We start from the raw sequence: 18,546 nt of genomic DNA, 5'->3' as shown, positions 1-18,546 counted from the left end.
CATGGGCGATCCCGACACACCCACCGGCCCGGCGACAGCCCCGGCCGCGGCACCCGATTTCACGGACCGCACCCAGGCCGTCGAGCGAACACCCACGGCGGACCGGACCCAGGCGGTGGAGCGAACGCCTGCATCCGTCCGCCGGTCCGATCGGACATCGGGGCGTGTACGGTCCGGCCGCACGCGCGGTACCGGGATCAGAAGAAGGCTCGGCGCCGGATTGGTCGAAGTCCCTCGGGTGGATCCGGTGGATCCGGCGACAGCCGTCATGCAAGATCCCACCGTTCCACAGCGAAAAAGGTACTGCTGGAAGTGCAATGCACCGGTCGGCCGAAGCGCCGAGGGGGAACCGGACAGGCCTGCGGGAACGTGTGCGCGCTGCGGTTCCCGCTACGACTTCTCACCACTGCTCGAGCCCGGCGACTTGGTGGTCGGGCAGTACGAAGTGCAGGGATGTATCGCGCACGGCGGACTGGGGTGGGTCTATCTGGCGATCGATCGCAATGTCAGCGATCGATGGGTAGTGCTGAAAGGTTTGCTCCATTCCGGCGACGACGAGGCGCATGCCGTTGCCGTCGCCGAGCGTCAGTTCCTCGCCGAAGTCGCGCATCCGGGCGTGGTGAAGATCTACAACTTCGTCGAACAACCGCGCGCCGACGGCACCGACATCGGTTTCATCGTCATGGAGTACGTCGGCGGACGCTCGCTCCGAGACATCCTGCCGACACGGGACGAGCACAAACGTATGCCGGTGGAGCAAGCTATCGCCTACGTCCTCGAAGTACTGCCGGCAATGGCGTATCTGCACTCCATCGGCTTGGTCTACAACGATCTCAAACCCGAGAACATCATGGTGACCGACGATCAGATCAAACTCATCGATCTCGGTGCCGTCTCGGGAATCGAAGACTTCGGATACCTGTACGGCACAGCCGGATACCAGGCTCCCGAGATCGCCAAGACCGGCCCGACCATCAGTTCCGACATCTACACTGTCGGCCGCACTCTTGCGGTCCTTACGCTGGAGATGCCCTCGAGTGGGGGCAGATACGACGCAGGCATTCCTTCCGCCGACGATCACGAGTTGTTGCGCACCTATCCGTCGTTCCATCGCTTACTGAAGCGTGCCACCAACCCCGATCCATCACAACGCTTTTCGACGGCCGAAATACTGGCAAGCCAGGCCACCGGAGTGTTGCGTGAAATTCTGGCATTGAAGACGGGAACCGAACGACCTGGGCTGTCGACGGCGTTCAGTCCGCCTCGTACCACGTTCGGCACCGAGGAATCGGTGGGACGCACCGACACGTACGTCGATGGGAAGCTCCGGGGCGAGAGGATCAACGGCCGCGAGATCGTCACCGCGCTGCCCGTCCCGCTGGTCGATCCCGCCGACCCGAGCGCACCTCTGCTCGCCGCGTCCGTACACAGCGAACCCCAGCAGACACTCGATTCGCTGGCGCATGCACGTCGCAACGGTATCGAGCGCTTCGCCGACGGCTCGTCCGGCGGTCTCGAGATCACGCTCGCCGAGGTCAAGGCACACCTCGACCTAGGTGATGTCGGAGTAGCGAGTTCGGTTCTCAAACAGGTCCGCACCGACGGGAACGATCCCTGGCGGGTCGAGTGGTACGCGGGCCTCATCGGACTGCTTCGTGGCGAATTCGGTTACGCCTCGATGCATTTCGAGAAGGTTCTCGACGCACTTCCCGGGGAGCTCGCGCCGAAGATAGCCCTCGCTGCCACTGCCGAACTCATCAGGGAAGGTACCGAGAAGTTCGACACCGACGAGCGCGAGAAATGGCGAGCGTACGCCGAGTCCTACTACCGGACAGTGTGGCGAACCAACCGCGCGATCGTCAGCTCGGCATTCGGTCTGGCGCGGCAGATGATGTATCGCGGAGACTTCGAAGGAGCGGTAGCCGCTCTCGACCAGGTACCGATCAGCTCACGCCACTACGCCGTCGCGCGGATGACCAGCGTCCTGATCATTTTGATGGATCGACCGTCGAAAGATTTGGAGGAGAAAGACTTTCGCGAGGCAGCGCGTCGAGTTGCGATGCTGCCACGCGGGGAGAGCCGTGCCCTGCAGATGCGTACGTTGGTGTTGGCCATGGCAGTGGACTGGGTGCGATCCGGGCACGCCGTCGCCGAGGAACGCGAGCCCATCCTGGGCTCTCCGTTCACCGAGACAGGCCTGCGTACCGGTACCGAAGCGGGTCTACGCGCGCTTGCCCGCAATGCGACCGACCGAGCCCACCGCTACACCCTGGTGGATCTGGCGAACGCCATCAGGCCGCGATCACTGTTCTGACTGCACCAGCTGAGCTGCCGCCCGCGCGATAGCCAGTTCCTCATTGGTCGGCACCACCAGCACCTTCACCGCCGACGCGTCGGTCGAGATGACCCGAGCCTTCTTGCTGCGCAGCGCATTTCGCTCGGCGTCCACTTCGATCCCGAACCCACCGAGGCCCGCCAGTGCGGACGCACGGACCGCTGCGGCATTCTCGCCCACCCCGGCAGTGAAGGTGATGGCGTCCAGTCGGCCGAGGTCGAGCATGTAGGCACCGATGTACTTGCGCAGGCGATGGATGTAGACATCGAATGCCAGGGTGGCGTCGGCATCACCCTCGTCGATGTGTTGCTGCAGTTGCCGGAAGTCGTTGACACCTGCCAGACCCTTGAGCCCCGACCGTCGGTTGAGCAGCTCGTCGATGGCGTCGACCTCCATGTTCGCGCTGCGACGCAGATGCATGACGACGCCTGGGTCGATGTCGCCACTTCGTGTGCCCATCACCAGGCCTTCGAGTGGCGTCAGACCCATAGACGTATCGATCGGCGAACCGGCCCGGATCGCCGAAGCGGATGCCCCGTTGCCCAGGTGCAGAACTATCTGATTCAGATCATCGCGACCCAGGAACTCCGCTACCTGCTGAGACACGTATTCGTGAGAGGTGCCGTGGAATCCATATCGGCGAATGTCGTGCGCTTTCGCGACGTCACGGTCGATTGCATACGTCGATGCGGCGGCGGGAAGACCGTGAAAGAACGCGGTGTCGAACACTGCGACGTGCGGCACGTCCGGCAGCTGCGCCCGCGCGACCTCGATACCGAGCACGTTAGCCGGATTGTGCAGTGGCGCAAGGTTGGACAGATCCGATATCTGCTTCAGCACACCGTCGTCGATGAGGGTTGGCCGGTAGAACACCTCACCGCCGTGCACCACCCGGTGCCCGACGGCCATGACATCGGACCCCAGTTCCACGCCCGCCGCAGCGAGCATGTCGAAAGCGATCGCGAGACCGACTCCGTGATCGGCGATCTCCTGCGTTTTCTTCGTTTCCTCATCGAGGTAGTCGAGGGTCACGTGCCCCGCGGGTTCACCGATCTGCTCCACGAGCCCCGACGCGATGGAGTCGCCGCTCACCGGGTCGAGAAGTTGGAACTTCACCGAGGACGAGCCCGAGTTGACGACGAGCACACTCATTGTTCGATCTCCTGGGCTTGGATGGCCGTGATGGCAACGGTATTGACGATATCTTCCACCAGCGCACCACGAGAGAGATCGTTCACCGGCTTGCGCAGACCCTGCAGGACCGGCCCGACAGCAACGGCACCCGCACTGCGCTGCACTGCCTTGTACGTGTTGTTCCCGGTATTGAGATCGGGGAAGATGAACACCGTTGCGCGTCCGGCCACCTCGGAATTGGGAAGCTTAGACTTGGCGACCGAGGGTTCGATAGCAGCATCGTATTGAATCGGACCCTCCACCAGCAGTTCCGGGCTCCGTTCGCGGACAAGGGCAGTGGCCGCGCGAACCTTGTCGACTCCCGCGCCGGTGCCGGAATCACCGGTCGAATACGACAGCATCGCCACACGCGGTTCGATACCGAATTGCGCGGACGTCTGCGCCGAGGAAATGGCGATGTCGGCCAACTGCTCGGCCGTCGGATCGGGAACGATGGCGCAATCACCGTATGCGAGAACTCGATCCGACAAACACATCAGAAAGATCGACGACACCGTGTTCACCCCTTCGGCCGTCCTGATGATCTCGAACGAAGGCCTGATCGTGTGCGCGGTGGTGTGCGCGGCACCGGACACCATGCCGTCGGCAATTCCCTTGTGCACCATCATCGTTCCGAAGTACGAAATATCGGTCATGACTTCGCGTGCACGCTCGATGGTCATACCCTTGTGCTTACGCAACTCGGTGTACTCCGCGGCGAACACTTCCGCATAGTCGGAAGTTGCCGGATCGAGCACCTGCGCGTCGTCGAGTTGGACGCCCAGCTCCGCGGCCCGCCGACGGATCGGCCCCTCCTCGCCGAGAAGCGTCAACTGCGCCACCCGCCGCTGCAACAAGCGACCGGCCGCACGAAGAATCCGATCGTCGTTGCCCTCCGGCAACACGATGTGTTTGCGATCGGCGCGGGCGCGATGAATGAGCTGGTACTCGAACATCTGCGGGGTCGTGACCGCGGGAATAGTCAGTTCGAGGCGGTCGAGGAGCACCTTGGCATCGACCCGCTGTTCCATCAGGGAGATAGCCGTATCGACCTTGCGCTGCGAACCCACCGCCACCCTGCCACGGGTGTTCGCCGCGGCCGACGCTGTGTCGAACGTTCCCAATCCGGTCGTCAATATCGGAAGCCGCGGACCCAATCCTGCGACAAGACGCGCGATCGCCGGATGCGGGGAAATCCCGCCGTTCATGATGATGCCCGCGAGCGATGGAAAGCCCTCTGCCTCATGCGCATTGACCATGGCCAGAAGAACATCGGACCGATCTGCGGGCGCGATCACCACCACACCTTCGCTCAACCGCTCGAGAATATGCTCGGCGGTCATACCGCCGACCATGACCCGCAACGCTTCACGGCGCAACAGCTCGGGGTCGCCGCTGTACATTTCGCCATCGATCGCCGTCAGCAGTTCCGCCATCGTCGGTGCAACGAGCAACGGAACTTCCGGCAGAGTCCACGCAGGCACGCCGAGCGGCTCCAGCGCAGCCGCGATCTCGTCGAGCTTGTCCGGATCACACCGGTTGGCCACGATCGCTGCCAGATGGGCGTGGTGCGCGCGGAGTTCGGCCTTGCACAGCTCGGCGTACTGCGCGACTTCCGTAACCGTTCTTCCCGAGCCGCGCAACGCCAACAGCACCGGGGCACCGAGGTTGGCGGCAATGCGCGCGTTGTATCCCAGCTCGCTCGGGCTACCGACATCGGTGTAGTCGCTGCCGACGATCACGACGGCATCGCACTGCTCGGCCACGTCGTGGAACCGCGAAACTATTTCCCCGAGCGCCATATCCGGATCGGCATGCACTTCCTCGTAGGTGACCCCCAGCGACTGCTCGTACGTCAGATCCGCAGTGGTGTGATCGATCAGCAGTTCGAGGATGTAGTCGGTTTCGGTGGTCGAGCGCGCAATCGGCCGGAACACCCCGACCCGTGCCGCCGAAGCACACAACATCTGCAGCACCCCGAGCGCAATAGTCGACTTACCGGTGTCACCCTCGGGTGAGGCGATGTAAATGGAGGAAGCAGACTCGGCCATGCCAGCCAGACTAGCCGGTGCAGTGTTGACAGACTGTCACCCGCAGCGGGCATGATTGGTCATGACCGAATCACCATTCCCAGACGTCCGCTGGGGCAGCGAGAGCAGTATCCTCCGCAAGCCCGCCATCGCATTCGCGGCAACGAAACCGGGATCGTGGGTCATCCGACACCTCGCCGGGGTGGACCGACGGCTCCTCGAACGCACCGACGGCAGGTTCACGATCCTCGGGCCCATCGCCGCACCCGTCGTATTGCTGTCCACCACCGGCTGCAAGTCCGGCAAGATTCGAAGCAACCCACTGCTGTACTACCGCGAAGACGATCGACTCTTCGTCGTCGGCAGCAACTTCGGCCAACAACATCACCCGGCCTGGACGTCGAACCTTCTGAAAGAGCCTCTCGCCACCGTCGCGATAGGCGGCAAGCGGATCCCGGTGACAGCGACACCGGTCACCGGCCCCGAGAAAGTCCGGATCTACGCCGAGTTCGCCGATCTCGCCCGGGCCTATAGCGAGTACCAGTCCCGCACCGACCGCGATATGCGGATGTTTGCGCTGTCGGCAGACGCTGTATCCTGACGCTCCCTGACCGCTTCAATGGTCCATTCATACGATCAGTTAGCTTGAAGCGCACATTCAAGCGGTGGACGGTCAGCCCCACCCACCGCTTCAATGGTCCATTCATACGATCAGTCAGCTTGAAGCGCACATTCAAGCGGTGCACATTCAAGCAGCGAACCGTCAGCCAAGCTTGCGAAGCCTCGGTGCCAAATCCTTTTCGAACAGTTCGAGGAACCGCTTCTGATCGTGCCCGGGCGCATGGAAGACCAGGTGATTGAGGCCCGCGTCGGTGTACTGCTTGACCTGTTCGACGGCTTCGTCCGGGTCGGAGGCGACGATCCAACGCTTCGCGACCTGCTCGATCGGCAGTTCGTCGGCTGCCTTCTCCATCTCGATCGGATCTTCGATCGAGTGCTTCTGCTCCGGTGTCAGTGACAGCGGCGCCCAGAACCGGCAGTTCTCCAACGCCAACTCGGGGTCGGTGTCGTAGGAAATTTTGATCTCGATCATCTTGTCGATCTCGCCCGAGTCGCGCTCGGCTTTGCCTGCACCTTCCTCGACGGCCGGGAGCAGCTTGTCGGTGTAGAGCTCCATGCCCTTGCCCGAGGTACAGATGAAGCCGTCGCCCGCTCGGCCTGCATACCGCGCTACGACGGGTCCGCCTGCCGCGATGTAGACCGGGATTCCGCCGTCGGGGACGTCGTAGATCGATGCGCCCTTGGTGGAGTAGTAGTCGCCTTCGAAGTCGACGCGGTCGCCGAGCCACAGTTCACGCATCAGGCGCACCGATTCACGCAGCCGCGCGAACCGTTCCTTGAAGTCCGGCCACTCGCCCTTGTATCCGGTTGCGATCTCGTTGAGCGCTTCGCCGGTGCCGACACCGAGCATGATGCGTCCCGGGTAGAGGCAGCCCATGGTCGCGAATGCCTGTGCGATGACCGACGGGTTGTAGCGGAATGTCGGCGTCAGGACCGAGGTGCCGAGCTGGATGGTCTTGGTTCGTTCGCCGACCGCGGTCATCCATGCGAGCGAGAACGGTGCGTGTCCGCCTTCGTGGCGCCACGGCTGGAAGTGGTCGCTGACTGTCGCCGAGTCCATGCCGTGTGCCTCGGCGAGAACACCGAGTTCGACGAGATCCCGTGGGCCGAACTGCTCGGCCGACGCCTTGTATCCGAGCTTCAGAGCCTGTGCCACGCGCTACTCCTTCGTTAAATGTCACTAATGCCTCGATTGTGCCCTTCCCGCCGCGGCGACGAACACACCGGTACTGGTCCTAGGTGATACCGAGCACGGTGACGACTGCGGCGAGGATTGCGATGAGTCCGATTCCGACGGAGAAAATCCACAGCTCTGTCGCCTCGGGCATCGGCGCTCCCCGCTCGAGGGCGTGCTTGACCTGCATCCAGCGTCGCAAGCCGACGAAGGCTGCGGCCCCGCCCATCAGGATCAGTGTCAAGCCGAGACCGGTCCGTACCCATCCGGTACTGAAATCAGGAACCAGATGTACGACGGCGATGCCGCCGGCGAGCAAGCCGAGAGCTGTGCGCATCCACGCGAGGAACGTGCGTTCGCTGGCGAGGGTGAAACGCTCGTCCGGGCGGTCGGGTTGGGTCATGCCCCCATGGTGCCCCAGTTCCCCTTGTATTCGAGCACTAGGCAGGCGTGCGCGCCAAGGTCAGCAAAGATTCTTCGCGGAGGACGAACCCGATCGACAGATACAGCCTGATTGCGCCGACGTTCGCCGCCGACGCGTGCAGGAACGGGGTCTCCCCACGCTCGCGGATACCGTGCCCGACTGCGCGGACGAGCTGGGTGGCGAGCCCTCGTCCGCGATACGCCGGATCGGTACAGACCGCGCTGATTTCGGTCCATCCCGGTGGATGCATCCGTTCGCCTGCCATGGCGACCAGCGCGCCGTTTTCGCGGATGCCCAGATAGGTACCGAGCTCGTATGTCCGCGGCAGAAACGGGCCGGGCTGTGTGCGGGCGATGAGATCTTCCATCTCGGGGACGTCGGCGGCGCCGAGCCGGACGGCCTCCGGCAACGGACTGGTCTCGAGGCCACTGCCGTCGAGCTGCACGATCCCGAACTTGTCGATCAGCTCCCAGCCGTCGGGAAGGGTGTGCCCGGTACCGCGGAGCGATACGACGGCGCGGGGTCCGAACAGCGTTCGTACGTCCTTCCAGTCCTGCTCCTTCATCGGCGACGGGTGTCCGAGAAACGGCGCGACCTCGGGGTCGAATCGCGAAACGCGTCCCAGCGTGCGTGCGAACCGCCGGTGCTCGCCGAGCAGCGACTCGACTACGGGATTGTCGAGAGGGTGCACGCCCTGCGTCTGATCTACTACCTGAGAACTCACTCGTTCCGACCTTTCTCCTGGGGCTATGACGGTGCAACGTTTCGACGGGCAGTCTCCATCCCGAAAGCCGAGATACCCCATCCGAGTCGGAACTTAATCGGCGGTTTTGGTTTGGAACCGGCGGGCATCGGAGAACATGGGTTCAGGACGTGTCACCTAGCGAAACGAGTGAACATGAGCGACAACATCTACCGCGTGACCGAGATCGTCGGAACCTCGACGGAGAGTTCCGACGACGCCATTCGCAAGGCCATCTCCCGCGCGAACTCCACGTTGAACAATCTCGATTGGTTCGAGGTCGTCGAGACGCGTGGACATATCGAGGATGGCGCAATCGCTCACTTCCAGGTCATGATCAAGGTCGGCTTCAAGCTCGAATAATCCGACTCGAACCTGGACAGCCCCGAGGACGCACGCGCGGTAGTGCGTCGTACGCCTCGGGGTGCACGGTAAGTCAGCCGAGCCATGCCCGGTCCTCCTCTTCGGTCGGTTCCGCTTGTTCGACAACGAAATTCGCGATCGCCACCGCGGTCCGCCGATGCCCGGTCTCGTTGAGGACGTCATGGCGCGCCCCGGCAATCTCTCGCAGTGTCAGGCTCGGTACGACATCGGCCCACCGTCGCACACCCTCGATCGGGGCCACTCGGTCCAAGGTGCCGTGCACTGCCAGTACCGGGAGCCGCAGCGAGATCAGGTCGGCGTCGAATCGCTTCCACGCCCGTGACAGTTCCTGCGCCAGAAGCGCTCCCGCGTCGCTGCTGACGAAGGCAAGCGGATCGTTGACCAATGCGTCGAGATAGAAGGGATCGTTGGAAAGCTCACTCGGATCGAGTTCGAATTGTTGGGCATCGGGATCGAGCCACGGAACCGGGGACAGCGGCGCTCCCGAGATGACTGCGCCGACGTACCGATCAGGAGCGTCGAGGACCGCGAGCGTGGCCACCGCGGCACCGAGGGAATGGCCGACCACGACGATCGGCAGCTCCGACGCGGCCGATCGGGCGAGCGAAGTCAGTGTCGCGGCATCGTCGCCCAGTTCACGAAATGAGCCGAAATTTCCGCGATCGCCGGGAGAGAGTCCGTGACCGCGGTGATCGAGCGCCCAGAACTCGACGCCGTCCGAACTCAACGAGTCCGCAAGACGGTGGTACAGGCCGGAATGCTCGCCGTACCCGTGCAGAAACACCACCGACACCCGTGGGGCCTCCGCAGCCCAATGCCGGTAGTAGATCGGACCCGATACCCCGTCGAAAAATGGCACGTCCACAACTCCATCACTGCCTCATGTGCGCGTCAACGGTTGGATTTTGCGCTGTCGACGGCGTTGCTCCGCGAATCAGCCGTGTATCGACAAATCCACTGCGGCTTGGGCGCACTCGAGCCCAAGAGCAGAGTGATCGTCGAGCCACTTCAGGTCGAAAAGACGCTTGATCCAGGCCATAGCGAGCAATGTATCTCGCCTCAGCGCCTGGCGACACCCTTCGAATCACACTGAAGCAAACGGGTCAGTGCGCAGCCGATCCGACCTCGATCAGCAGGACACCACCGATGATGAGCGCAATTCCGGCCGTCATGATCCAGGTGAGTGGCTCCTTGAACAGCAACCGTCCGGCAATGGCCGTCAACGCAACCCCGCAGGCGGCCCAGACTCCGTACGCGACGCCAATGGCCATCCCCGCGGAGAGTGTCAGTGACAGCAGCGCGAATGCGGCGATGTATCCCAGCACAACCGGGATCAGCCACAGTTTCACTCGCCCGCCTTCCGACGCTCGTAGTGACAGCGTCGCGGCAACTTCGGTGGCGATTGCACCTGCCAACAACCACCACATCAGATGTCGACCTTGCGTGCTGCACGTCCTGAGCCGACTTCGACGAGAACCACTCCCCCGATGACGAGTACGACGCCGGCGATCATGGTGACGGTCAATGGTTCACTGAAGACGGCAGTGCCGAGTATCGCGGTCAGCGCGATACCGGCTGCCGCCCAAATGCCATAGGTCTTGCCGATCGGCGCTCCGCTTCGCAAGATCATCGACAGCAGTACGAACGAAGTTCCGTATCCAGCCACCACCACCGCGTACCAGGCTGGGGCATCGAGTGCTGCCTTCAACGACAGGGACGCCGCGACCTCGGTGGTGATGGCAGCGGCCAACAGCGTCCATACCCGCGTGCTCACTTCGTTGCCTGCATACCGATGATGGTCCCACCCCCTTGCAAGTGAGCGCCGCTGCATCCCTGGTTGTCTCCTACTCGCGTAAGTGCGGCAGACCCCATTCCTTGCCGAGCAATTCGTAGGACCGAAGCCTGTCACCGTGGTCGTGCGTTACCGTCGTCACCACCAGTTCATTCGCCCCGCTCGCTCGCTGCAGACCATCGAGCTTCTCGGACACGGTCGCAGCCGAGCCCACGAATTGCGTCGAGGTTCGATCTCGAACCAGAGCGAATTGCTCCTCGGTAAGTGGCTCGATCCCTTCGGGCTTCGGATACGGGATCGCACCATGACCGCTGCGAATGCTGTGCACCCACTGGGGATACGACGCTGCCAGATCCAATGCCTCGGAATCGGATTCGGCGACAACCACATCGGCAGAGACGATGAAATACGGCTCATCGAGAACCGAGGACGGTACGAACGCCGCCTTATACGCCTCAACTGCGTCCAGTGTCGTGCCTGGGCTCACGTGATAACTCGCAACGAACGGCAACCCACGGGCGCCGGCTACCTGGGCGCTCTGACCCCCACTGCTGCCGAACAACCACAGTTCGACCTCGGCACCCTCACCCGGAGTTGCGGTGAGCGCCACACCCGAAGACGTCTCGTACTTCCCGCGCAAGAGATCGACGATGTCGTCGAGTTGGTCCTCGAAGCCCGGGGCCTGCGCGCCTGGCTGTTGAAGAATCGACGCAGACGCGAGGAACCGTTCGGAGAGAATCAGGCCTTTCGTCTCGAATGGTTCGGGAAAAAGGATTCCCTCGACGACGCGCGCTTGCCTGGGCGTGACCGGATTATCCTTGCCTGCAAGCGCTTCGGCGTGACGTTGACCTGATCGGCCGATACCGAGGTCGATCCGACCAGGGTGGAGCGCGTCGACAGTGCCGAAAGATTCGACTATCGACGCGGCGGTGTGATGGCCGATCTGAACGGCCGCGGATCCGACGCGAATTCTGTTGGTAGCCGATGCGATCAAGCCGATCAGTACCGCAGGTGAAGAACTGGCGGTCGCGACGAAGTGGTGCTCGGCCACCCAGTAGCGCTCGTAACCCCACTCCTCGGTCCGGCGAGCAAGGTCGAGAGTGTTTCGGAGTGCCTGACGGGCGGTCGACCCTTCGCTGATCGGTGAGAGATCCAGTACCGAGAGTGGAACTCTGCTCACAGGACTCGCCCTTCGCGTGGGTTCTTCTCGCCGGCCTCGACTGCCACCGACAACTTGTTCTCGGCAGGCGCGATCGGGCAGGTCGCAAAATCGGTGAACGAGCACGGGAGATTTGCGGCTCGGTTGAAATCGAGCACGGCAACGCCGTCGGCCGCAGGTTCGGCGACCGAAAGGGCACGCGCCGACGGGTAGGTCGTCACGCCGCTGGTGGCGTCGGTGAACAGAATCTGCAGGCCACCGTTCTTGCCGCCGAATGCCACGAACTGCTGTGGCCGGCCGTCGAGTTCGAAGTCGATGACACCGACGGCAGTGTGGTGATGCTCCAGGCCTTCCACGACGGCACCCGTCGTGACGGTGCGAGTTTGCTCGTAGGGCGTGAAAGTGCCTCGAACGTGCCACCTCTCGTCGGGGTCGTAAGTCGGGATTCCGGCGAACGACTGCAGATCGAGCGACTTCGGATCATGTACCCGAAGTGCGACCGAGCCGGTGCGACGGATCACTTCGATGCGGCGGTCACCGTCCTCGACGAGGATCCCCGGGGCACCCTCGACGGGTTTCACTGTCTCCGTGCCTTCGGCCCTCTCGATATGGACGGCGGCCTCGGTCGCGCGCCACCGCCAGGGGAGGTCGGCGATGGACTCGAATTCATCTGTCAACCAGTACAATCCGGTCAATGCGACCCACCCCAATGGGTCGCGGTAGAAGCTCTCGCGCTCACTGTGCCACTCGGCCCAGGAAGCCTCGAAGGTCTTTCTCTCCGCAGCGTCGGTCATGATGCTCGTACTCCTTCTCGTGTGTCATGTGGGTGAGTCACATTCAGGTGCTCACGCAATGTGGTGCCGGCGTATTCGGTCCGGAAGCTTCCGCGTTCCTGAAGCTCAGGCACTACCCGGTCCACGAACTCGTCCAACCCGGCCGGGGTGATGTGCGGTACGAGAATGAACCCATCGCACGCATCGTTCTGTACATATCTGTCGATCTCTTCGGCAACAGAGAACGGTGTGCCGACGAACTGCTGACGCGTCGTGACCTCGATGATGAGCTCACGGATGCTGAGATTTCCGGCTTCGGCGCGCTCACGCCAATCCCGAGCAACGGCCGCCGGGTCACCGTGGCGAACACGCCCACGGGTGATGTTCACATCCGCCGCTGGATCTTCCTTCGGCAGTGGACCGTCGGGGTCGTATTCGGACAGATCGCGTCCCCACACCTGTTCGAGAAAAGAGATGGCGGTCTGGGGCCCGACCTGCTGGCGACGAAGTCCGATCGCGCGCTCTTCGGCCTCGGCAAGGGTGTCACCCAGTACGAACGTTGCGGCCGGCAGGACTTTGAGATCACCGCGCTCACGGCCGTATTTCGCCAACCTGCCCTTCACATCGGCGTAGAACTTCTGCCCGGCCTCCAGAGTCCCGTGCACGGTGAAAATGGCATCTGCCTTGGCTGCGCCGAACTCGCGACCTTCATCGGAGTCGCCTGCCTGCAACAGCACCGGATGTCCCTGTGGGCTGCGAGGAACCGTGAACGCCGCATCGATATCGAACTGCGGTCCGGTGTGCCGAACCTGCGTGATCGATTCCCGGCGAGCGAACACCCCCTTCTCCCGATCGATTTCGATGGCCTCGGCACTCCAGCTGTCCCAGAGTTCGCGTGCCGTGTCGATGACCTCGTTCGCCCGGACGTAACGGTCGCCCCGGTCGAGATAGCCGCCGCGTCGAAAGTTCTCACCGGTGAAGGCATCGGAGGATGTCACCATGTTCCACGCCGCTCGACCGTCGGAGAGATGATCGAGCGAGGCGAACTGTCGGGCGATCTCGAACGGCTCGTTGAATGTGGTGTTGATGGTTCCGGCCAGACCGAGATGTGTGGTGACCGCTGCCAGCGCATTGAGGACGATGAGGGTATCCGGACGTCCGACGACGTCCAGGTCGTGGATCCGGCCCTGATGCTCGCGCAGACGCAGCCCCTCGGCGAGGAAGAAGAAGTCGAAGAGGCCACGTTCGGCGGTCTGGGCGAGATGAACGAAGGAGTCGAACTCGATCTGGCTCTTCGACGCCGGGTCCGTCCACACGGTGGTGTTGTTGACGCCAGGGAAGTGTGCGCCGAGGTGAATCTGTTTCTTCTGTTGTCCCATTACTTCGCTTCCTTTGCTGTGTATCGATTCACCGGGAGGGGAAGGCCGAGTCGTTCGCGGAGTAACCCTGTCCGCGAGCACGGCGACCAAGACAATTGCGGCAGAACGTGCGTCGCGATGGTCGGCAGGGTCGATGCGAGCGCGAGTGGACGAAATGTGACACCGTCCATGACTCCGGATTCGAATATCTGCTCGAGTAACAGCCGAAGCCCTTCTGCGTCGCCATGAAACGCGATCGACTCCGGAACCTGCTCCGCCCATGCGTTCAACTGATCGAGATCTGCTGCTGCCGTGTCAGATACGAGGACTTCGAGGTCCAACACCACCAGCACGTTCGCGGGATCACGACCGGTTGCAACGATGGCGCGGCGCACCCGCCCGGCGAGAACAGCAGCAGCATCGAGCGTGGGTGCGGCGATGCGCACGATGTCGGCTCTCGACGCAGCCACCGAGGACCCGTCGCCGACTCGGATGGCCACCACGGGCTGGCCCTGAGGTGACCGCGGCGTGATCGACGGCCCCTTGACCGAGAAGAACTCACCTTCGAAGTCGATGTAGTGCACTTTGTCTCGGTCGATGAATCTGCCGGTCGCCGCATCGCGAATCTCGGCGTCGTCTTCCCAGCTGTCCCACAGTCTGGTGACGACCTCGATCGCATCGTCGGCTTCACGCCACAGACTGTCCGCTGGCTGCACGGGCTTGCGACCGAACGCATCGGCCACCGCCCGGTCCTCGGAGACCTCTACTTCCCATCCTGCGCGCCCGTGTGACGCGAAGTCGATGCTCGCGATCTGTTTGGAGATGTGGAATGGCTCGGTGTGGGTGACCGTGACGGTCGGAATCAGCCCGATCGAGTGTGTCGATGCCGCCGCCCGCGCTGCGATGGACGCGGCGTCCAGTCTGCCGAGTTCCGAGCCTGCACCGGACTGCAGTGCGAAGGAATCACCGATGAATGCGACGTCGAAACCGGCGCGATCGGCAATCTCGAGATGATCGGTCCAATACTTCGAGGTGAACAGTTCCTCGGCGCGCGAGTCGTCACGACGCCACGCCTGCGGGTGGATACCGGCGCCGTGTAAGTCGACTCCGATCAAAAATGTACCGTCAGACATCGATGGTCTCCTTCTCCCGGGAATGCCCGGGGACAGCGGCGAGCAGCTCGCGGGTGTAATCGTGCTGCGGGGAATCGAAAATTGTTGCTGTCGAGCCGATCTCGACAATTCTTCCGGCCTGCATCACGGCAACGGTGTCGCTGATCTGCCGCACGACGGCGAGATCGTGCGAGATGAACAGGTAGCTCAGCTCGAGCTCGGTCTGCAGATCGTCGAGCAGGTCGAGTATCCGAGATTGCACCGAGACGTCGAGCGCTGAGACCGGTTCGTCGAGGACCAGCAGGTCCGGTCTCAGCGCCAACGCCCGTGCAATGGCAACGCGCTGACGCTGACCGCCCGACAGTTCGGCCGGTCGGCGCCGCAGATGTTCCTTGGACAGGGCCACCTGGTCGAGGAGTTCGACCGTCCGTGCCGAACGCTCTGTAGAGGTCCCGATTCGAAAGGCGTCGAGTGGTTCTCGAACTATCGCCTCGATAGCGAGCTTGGGATCGAGTGATGCATAGGGATTTTGGTAGACGATCTGCACTCGACGACGTAGCGCGCGCAGACCTGCCCGGCGAAGCGAAGAGACTTCGGTACCGTCGAACTCGACCGATCCCGAGGTCGGAGTTTCGAGGCCGATCGCTATGCGCGCGAGCGTCGATTTACCCGAACCGGACTCTCCCACCAGCGACATGGTTCGACCGCGCTCGACCGTGAGAGACACCGACTCGATCGCGTCCAAGCTCGCGGCCCGTCCGATTCGGAATGTCTTCGACAGATTCTTGATCTTCAGAATCGGCTCCGACGCCGAACGTGGTTGACGCAGCTCTCTATTCAGGCTCGGCGCCGCTGCCAACAGAGCCTCGGTGTACTCGTGCTGCGGGTTGGACAGGACATCTGCAGTGAGACCTGTTTCGACGATGACGCCGTTGTGCATGACAACCACACGGTCCGCACGTTCGGCCGCGACACCCAGGTCATGGGTGATCAACAGAACGGCGGCGCCGCTCTCGGCTATTCGTGCATCGAGGTGATCGAGAATGCGTCGCTGCACGGTCACATCCAGTGCACTTGTCGGTTCGTCGGCGATGACCAGTTCCGGCCGGCACGCCAAAGCGATCCCGATGAGCACACGTTGCCGCTGTCCCCCGGACAGATCCTGCGGGTATTGACGCGCCCGCAATTCCGGGTTGTCGATTCCTGCCTCGGCAAGAATCCGAACGGCTTCGATCTTCGCCGATCGCTTGGTGGTGAACCCGTGCACGCGGAGCACCTCAGCCACCTGCTCACCGATACGGATGACCGGATTGAGCGAAGTGGTCGGGTCCTGGGGCACCAGAGCGATGTGCGCGCCACGCAGCCGATCGAATGTTTTCTCGGAAACGTCGTCGATCCGACGACCGTCGAAATGCACCGAACCGCCCGTGATGTGGCCGGAGCCGGACAGCAGACCGATGATCGCTTGTGCGGTAGTCGATTTGCCGGAGCCTGATTCGCCGACGATCGCGACGACTTCACCCTTTCCGACCGTCAGGCTGACGCCGCGGACGGCCCGCGCGTCACCGTAGGAAACCTCGAGATTATCGACTTTCAGTACCGGGATCATCATGAATTCCCCTCGATTGCATGGCCTACGCGGTGTGCGGACAGGACGACAACGACGATCACGAGCCCCGGCAGTGTCGTCATCCACCACGCCGTCGCCAGGAAGTTACGACCCTCGGAAATGAGCGACCCCCACTCCGGCGTCGGTGGCACTGCACCGAACCCGAGAAAGCTCAACGCCGAGACCGCGAGGACCGCCATGCCGAATTCGACTGCAGCAAGCGCGATCACCGGCGCATACGAGTTACGAAGGATGTGTCGACGAAACACGTCGTACCACCGAACGCCGGACGCGTATGCCGCCTCCACGTACAGCGAGCGCCTCACCCGCAGCACTTCGGAGCGCATGACACGCGCGAAGTTGGCGATGAGGGAGACACCGACGGCGATGGCCACGTTGCGTGTACCGAAACCGAGCGCGGTGACGAGTGCCAGCGAAAGCAACAGAGCCGGAATCGACAGCAGCACATCGACGATACGCATAAGGATGGCGTCGAGGATGCCGCCGACTGCACCGGCAAGCAGACCGATCGAGGATCCGACGATCAGGGCGATCGCGACGGCGAACAACGTCGCGGTCAGGGACAGGCCTGCGCCGTGGACGACGCGGGTGTACAGGTCGCGGCCGATGTTGTCGGTTCCGAACCAATGCGCCGCGCTCGGTCCCTGCAACTTGTCGGCGGGTACACCGTCGAGCGGATCGCCGCTGGCGAACACCGAGGGGAACAGCGCGAACCCGACCGCGAGCAACAAGACCACAACCGATGCTGCCAGCCAGATGTTCTTCGAGATGGGCCGGCTCGGACGCTTCTTCGGCAGCGAGGGCGCCCCGTCGACCGCGACCTCGAAATCGTCGGTGCCGACGTCGACGGAGCGAGTCAGGATGTCAGACATGCACTACCTCTTTCTTCGGCTGCGGCCGGGTGTACTCCGAGACGATCCGCGGATCGATCAAGGGATAGAAGAGGTCGACGGCGAGATTGACGAGTACGAAGACAAGCGAGATCGACACGACGACGCCCTGTACCACGGGTATGTCCTGCGCCATGACCGACGTCTGTGTCAGACGCCCGACACCTGCACGTGAAAACACCGTTTCGACGACGACCGACCCCGCCAGCAGGTTTCCCACGAGCACTCCGGCAATGGTGAACGCTGGGATGGACGACAATCGCGCCACATGTTTGGTCTGCGCCCGGAGACGCGAAACACCCCTCGCCCGAGCCGATTCAACGAACGGCTGCCGCCATGTCGTCGTCATCGACGTGGCGAGTACCGAAGCGATGACAGCTCCGGTGGGGAGCGCCAGCGTGATCGCCGGGAGCACCAGCGAAGGCACGCCCTGGTCGCCGAACGCTGGAAACCACCGTAGTTGGAACGAGAACGCCTGCAGGAGAACGAGCCCTACCCAGAATGTCGGCACCGCGACGCCCAGTGGCGGGATCGAGAACAGCAGGTTCCTGAGCCAACCGATCTTGGTGTACGTGGCGAAGAATGCCACTGTGCCGCCGAAGAGCAGCGCCAACACCAAGGCACTCGTCGCCAAGGCCAACGTAGACGGCACTGCGTCGATGATTGCCGTCGTCACCTTTTGCCCGGTGGCGATCGAGAATCCGAAGTCACCGCGTACTGCGCCGCTGAGCGAGTGCCAGTACTGAACCCACACGGGCTGGTCGAGACCGTAGCGCGCCTGCAGTTCGGCGATAGCAGCCGCGTCGACCGGGGTGCCGGAGCCTGCCGAGTCAGCGGCAAGAGAAACCGGGTCGGATGGAAGTAGAAACAACACTGCGAACGACACAGTAAACGCAGCCCACAGGACCAGAACTGCTTGTACTACGCGCTGCGCGAGGTAGCGAATCAT

At 62.9% G+C, this 18,546-nt stretch carries 18 protein-coding genes; 3 read left to right on the top strand and 15 right to left on the bottom strand.

Annotated elements, in window-relative coordinates:
• Position 1 precedes the first annotated feature (1 nt).
• Complete coding sequence (locus ABIB36_RS08825; RefSeq protein ID WP_354563134.1) at positions 2 to 2,314, top strand: serine/threonine-protein kinase; 2,313 nt, start codon at positions 2 to 4, stop codon at positions 2,312 to 2,314.
• On the opposite strand, the gene ABIB36_RS08820 is transcribed toward ABIB36_RS08825, so the two are convergent.
• Together ABIB36_RS08820 and pta are read right to left on the bottom strand one after the other, a co-directional pair.
• A complete protein-coding gene (locus ABIB36_RS08820; RefSeq protein ID WP_354563136.1) occupies positions 2,303 to 3,487 on the bottom strand; it encodes an acetate kinase in 1,185 nt (394 codons plus the stop codon). The genes ABIB36_RS08825 and ABIB36_RS08820 overlap by 12 nt on opposite strands.
• Positions 3,484 to 5,559 (bottom strand): phosphate acetyltransferase, encoded by a 2,076-nt coding sequence (pta, locus tag ABIB36_RS08815; protein WP_354563138.1) that lies wholly within the window; start codon positions 5,557 to 5,559, stop codon positions 3,484 to 3,486. The genes ABIB36_RS08820 and pta overlap by 4 nt, the downstream gene beginning before the upstream one ends.
• 61 nt (positions 5,560 to 5,620) lie before the next feature.
• Here pta and ABIB36_RS08810 point away from each other — a divergent pair, with 61 nt between their 5' ends.
• On the top strand, positions 5,621 to 6,139 hold the full coding sequence (locus ABIB36_RS08810; protein ID WP_354563140.1) for a nitroreductase/quinone reductase family protein: 519 nt from the start codon (positions 5,621 to 5,623) through the stop codon (positions 6,137 to 6,139).
• Between the two features lie 162 nt (positions 6,140 to 6,301).
• Here ABIB36_RS08810 and fgd read toward each other — a convergent pair whose 3' ends face one another.
• The 3 genes from fgd to ABIB36_RS08795 form a co-directional block, all read right to left on the bottom strand.
• Positions 6,302 to 7,315, bottom strand: coding sequence for a glucose-6-phosphate dehydrogenase (coenzyme-F420) (gene fgd / locus ABIB36_RS08805; protein WP_084346314.1), 1,014 nt, complete (start codon positions 7,313 to 7,315; stop codon positions 6,302 to 6,304).
• 79 nt (positions 7,316 to 7,394) lie between these two features.
• Complete coding sequence (locus ABIB36_RS08800; RefSeq protein WP_084346315.1) at positions 7,395 to 7,736, bottom strand: YidH family protein; 342 nt, start codon at positions 7,734 to 7,736, stop codon at positions 7,395 to 7,397.
• 37 nt (positions 7,737 to 7,773) lie between these two features.
• A complete protein-coding gene (locus tag ABIB36_RS08795; protein ID WP_354563144.1) occupies positions 7,774 to 8,481 on the bottom strand; it encodes a GNAT family N-acetyltransferase in 708 nt (235 codons plus the stop codon).
• Between the two features lie 174 nt (positions 8,482 to 8,655).
• Here ABIB36_RS08795 and ABIB36_RS08790 point away from each other — a divergent pair, with 174 nt between their 5' ends.
• Positions 8,656 to 8,862 (top strand): dodecin, encoded by a 207-nt coding sequence (locus ABIB36_RS08790; RefSeq protein ID WP_084346317.1) that lies wholly within the window; start codon positions 8,656 to 8,658, stop codon positions 8,860 to 8,862.
• Between the two features lie 73 nt (positions 8,863 to 8,935).
• On the opposite strand, the gene ABIB36_RS08785 is transcribed toward ABIB36_RS08790, so the two are convergent.
• The 10 genes from ABIB36_RS08785 to ABIB36_RS08740 form a co-directional block, all read right to left on the bottom strand.
• Entirely contained in the window at positions 8,936 to 9,742 is an 807-nt protein-coding gene (locus tag ABIB36_RS08785; protein WP_084346419.1) for an alpha/beta fold hydrolase, read from the bottom strand.
• A gap of 244 nt (positions 9,743 to 9,986) precedes the next feature.
• A complete protein-coding gene (locus tag ABIB36_RS08780; protein ID WP_354563148.1) occupies positions 9,987 to 10,310 on the bottom strand; it encodes a DMT family transporter in 324 nt (107 codons plus the stop codon).
• Complete coding sequence (locus ABIB36_RS08775; protein WP_354563150.1) at positions 10,310 to 10,657, bottom strand: DMT family transporter; 348 nt, start codon at positions 10,655 to 10,657, stop codon at positions 10,310 to 10,312. Before ABIB36_RS08775 ends, ABIB36_RS08780 begins: the two co-directional genes overlap by 1 nt.
• 70 nt (positions 10,658 to 10,727) lie before the next feature.
• On the bottom strand, positions 10,728 to 11,855 hold the full coding sequence (locus tag ABIB36_RS08770) for an LLM class flavin-dependent oxidoreductase (RefSeq protein ID WP_354563153.1): 1,128 nt from the start codon (positions 11,853 to 11,855) through the stop codon (positions 10,728 to 10,730).
• Entirely contained in the window at positions 11,852 to 12,628 is a 777-nt protein-coding gene (locus ABIB36_RS08765; protein ID WP_354563155.1) for a DUF1684 domain-containing protein, read from the bottom strand. Before ABIB36_RS08765 ends, ABIB36_RS08770 begins: the two co-directional genes overlap by 4 nt.
• On the bottom strand, positions 12,625 to 13,986 hold the full coding sequence (locus ABIB36_RS08760) for an NtaA/DmoA family FMN-dependent monooxygenase (protein WP_354563157.1): 1,362 nt from the start codon (positions 13,984 to 13,986) through the stop codon (positions 12,625 to 12,627). Before ABIB36_RS08760 ends, ABIB36_RS08765 begins: the two co-directional genes overlap by 4 nt.
• Positions 13,986 to 15,098: an LLM class flavin-dependent oxidoreductase gene (locus ABIB36_RS08755; RefSeq protein WP_354563160.1), complete on the bottom strand. Its 1,113-nt coding sequence runs from the start codon at positions 15,096 to 15,098 to the stop codon at positions 13,986 to 13,988. The genes ABIB36_RS08760 and ABIB36_RS08755 overlap by 1 nt, the downstream gene beginning before the upstream one ends.
• Complete coding sequence (locus ABIB36_RS08750; RefSeq protein ID WP_354563195.1) at positions 15,091 to 16,686, bottom strand: dipeptide ABC transporter ATP-binding protein; 1,596 nt, start codon at positions 16,684 to 16,686, stop codon at positions 15,091 to 15,093. The genes ABIB36_RS08755 and ABIB36_RS08750 overlap by 8 nt, the downstream gene beginning before the upstream one ends.
• Positions 16,686 to 17,579 carry an ABC transporter permease gene (locus tag ABIB36_RS08745; protein WP_354563161.1) on the bottom strand — a complete coding sequence of 298 codons (894 nt, stop codon included), beginning with the start codon at positions 17,577 to 17,579 and terminating at the stop codon, positions 16,686 to 16,688. The genes ABIB36_RS08750 and ABIB36_RS08745 overlap by 1 nt, the downstream gene beginning before the upstream one ends.
• Complete coding sequence (locus ABIB36_RS08740) at positions 17,572 to 18,546, bottom strand: ABC transporter permease (protein ID WP_354563163.1); 975 nt, start codon at positions 18,544 to 18,546, stop codon at positions 17,572 to 17,574. The genes ABIB36_RS08745 and ABIB36_RS08740 overlap by 8 nt, the downstream gene beginning before the upstream one ends.

Source organism: Rhodococcus sp. UYP9, from assembly GCF_040547235.1.
Classification (GTDB): Bacteria; Actinomycetota; Actinomycetes; order Mycobacteriales; family Mycobacteriaceae; genus Rhodococcoides.
The sequence above is the reverse complement of the archived record's forward strand: the minus strand, read 5'-3'. Positions and strand labels throughout refer to the sequence as shown.

What these genes read in the sequence shown, in the direction of transcription:
- ABIB36_RS08825 (WP_354563134.1), top strand. Translation starts at nt 2, where the DNA reads ATGGGCGATCCCGACACACCCACCGGCCCGGCGACAGCCCCGGCCGCG.
- ABIB36_RS08820 (WP_354563136.1), bottom strand. Translation starts at nt 3,487, where the DNA reads ATGAGTGTGCTCGTCGTCAACTCGGGCTCGTCCTCGGTGAAGTTCCAA.
- pta (WP_354563138.1), bottom strand. Translation starts at nt 5,559, where the DNA reads ATGGCCGAGTCTGCTTCCTCCATTTACATCGCCTCACCCGAGGGTGAC.
- ABIB36_RS08810 (WP_354563140.1), top strand. Translation starts at nt 5,621, where the DNA reads ATGACCGAATCACCATTCCCAGACGTCCGCTGGGGCAGCGAGAGCAGT.
- ABIB36_RS08800 (WP_084346315.1), bottom strand. Translation starts at nt 7,736, where the DNA reads ATGACCCAACCCGACCGCCCGGACGAGCGTTTCACCCTCGCCAGCGAA.
- ABIB36_RS08790 (WP_084346317.1), top strand. Translation starts at nt 8,656, where the DNA reads ATGAGCGACAACATCTACCGCGTGACCGAGATCGTCGGAACCTCGACG.
- ABIB36_RS08780 (WP_354563148.1), bottom strand. Translation starts at nt 10,310, where the DNA reads ATGTGGTGGTTGTTGGCAGGTGCAATCGCCACCGAAGTTGCCGCGACG.
- ABIB36_RS08765 (WP_354563155.1), bottom strand. Translation starts at nt 12,628, where the DNA reads ATGACCGACGCTGCGGAGAGAAAGACCTTCGAGGCTTCCTGGGCCGAG.
- ABIB36_RS08760 (WP_354563157.1), bottom strand. Translation starts at nt 13,986, where the DNA reads ATGGGACAACAGAAGAAACAGATTCACCTCGGCGCACACTTCCCTGGC.
- ABIB36_RS08755 (WP_354563160.1), bottom strand. Translation starts at nt 15,098, where the DNA reads ATGTCTGACGGTACATTTTTGATCGGAGTCGACTTACACGGCGCCGGT.
- ABIB36_RS08750 (WP_354563195.1), bottom strand. Translation starts at nt 16,686, where the DNA reads ATGATCCCGGTACTGAAAGTCGATAATCTCGAGGTTTCCTACGGTGAC.
- ABIB36_RS08745 (WP_354563161.1), bottom strand. Translation starts at nt 17,579, where the DNA reads ATGTCTGACATCCTGACTCGCTCCGTCGACGTCGGCACCGACGATTTC.
- ABIB36_RS08740 (WP_354563163.1), bottom strand. Translation starts at nt 18,546, where the DNA reads ATGATTCGCTACCTCGCGCAGCGCGTAGTACAAGCAGTTCTGGTCCTG.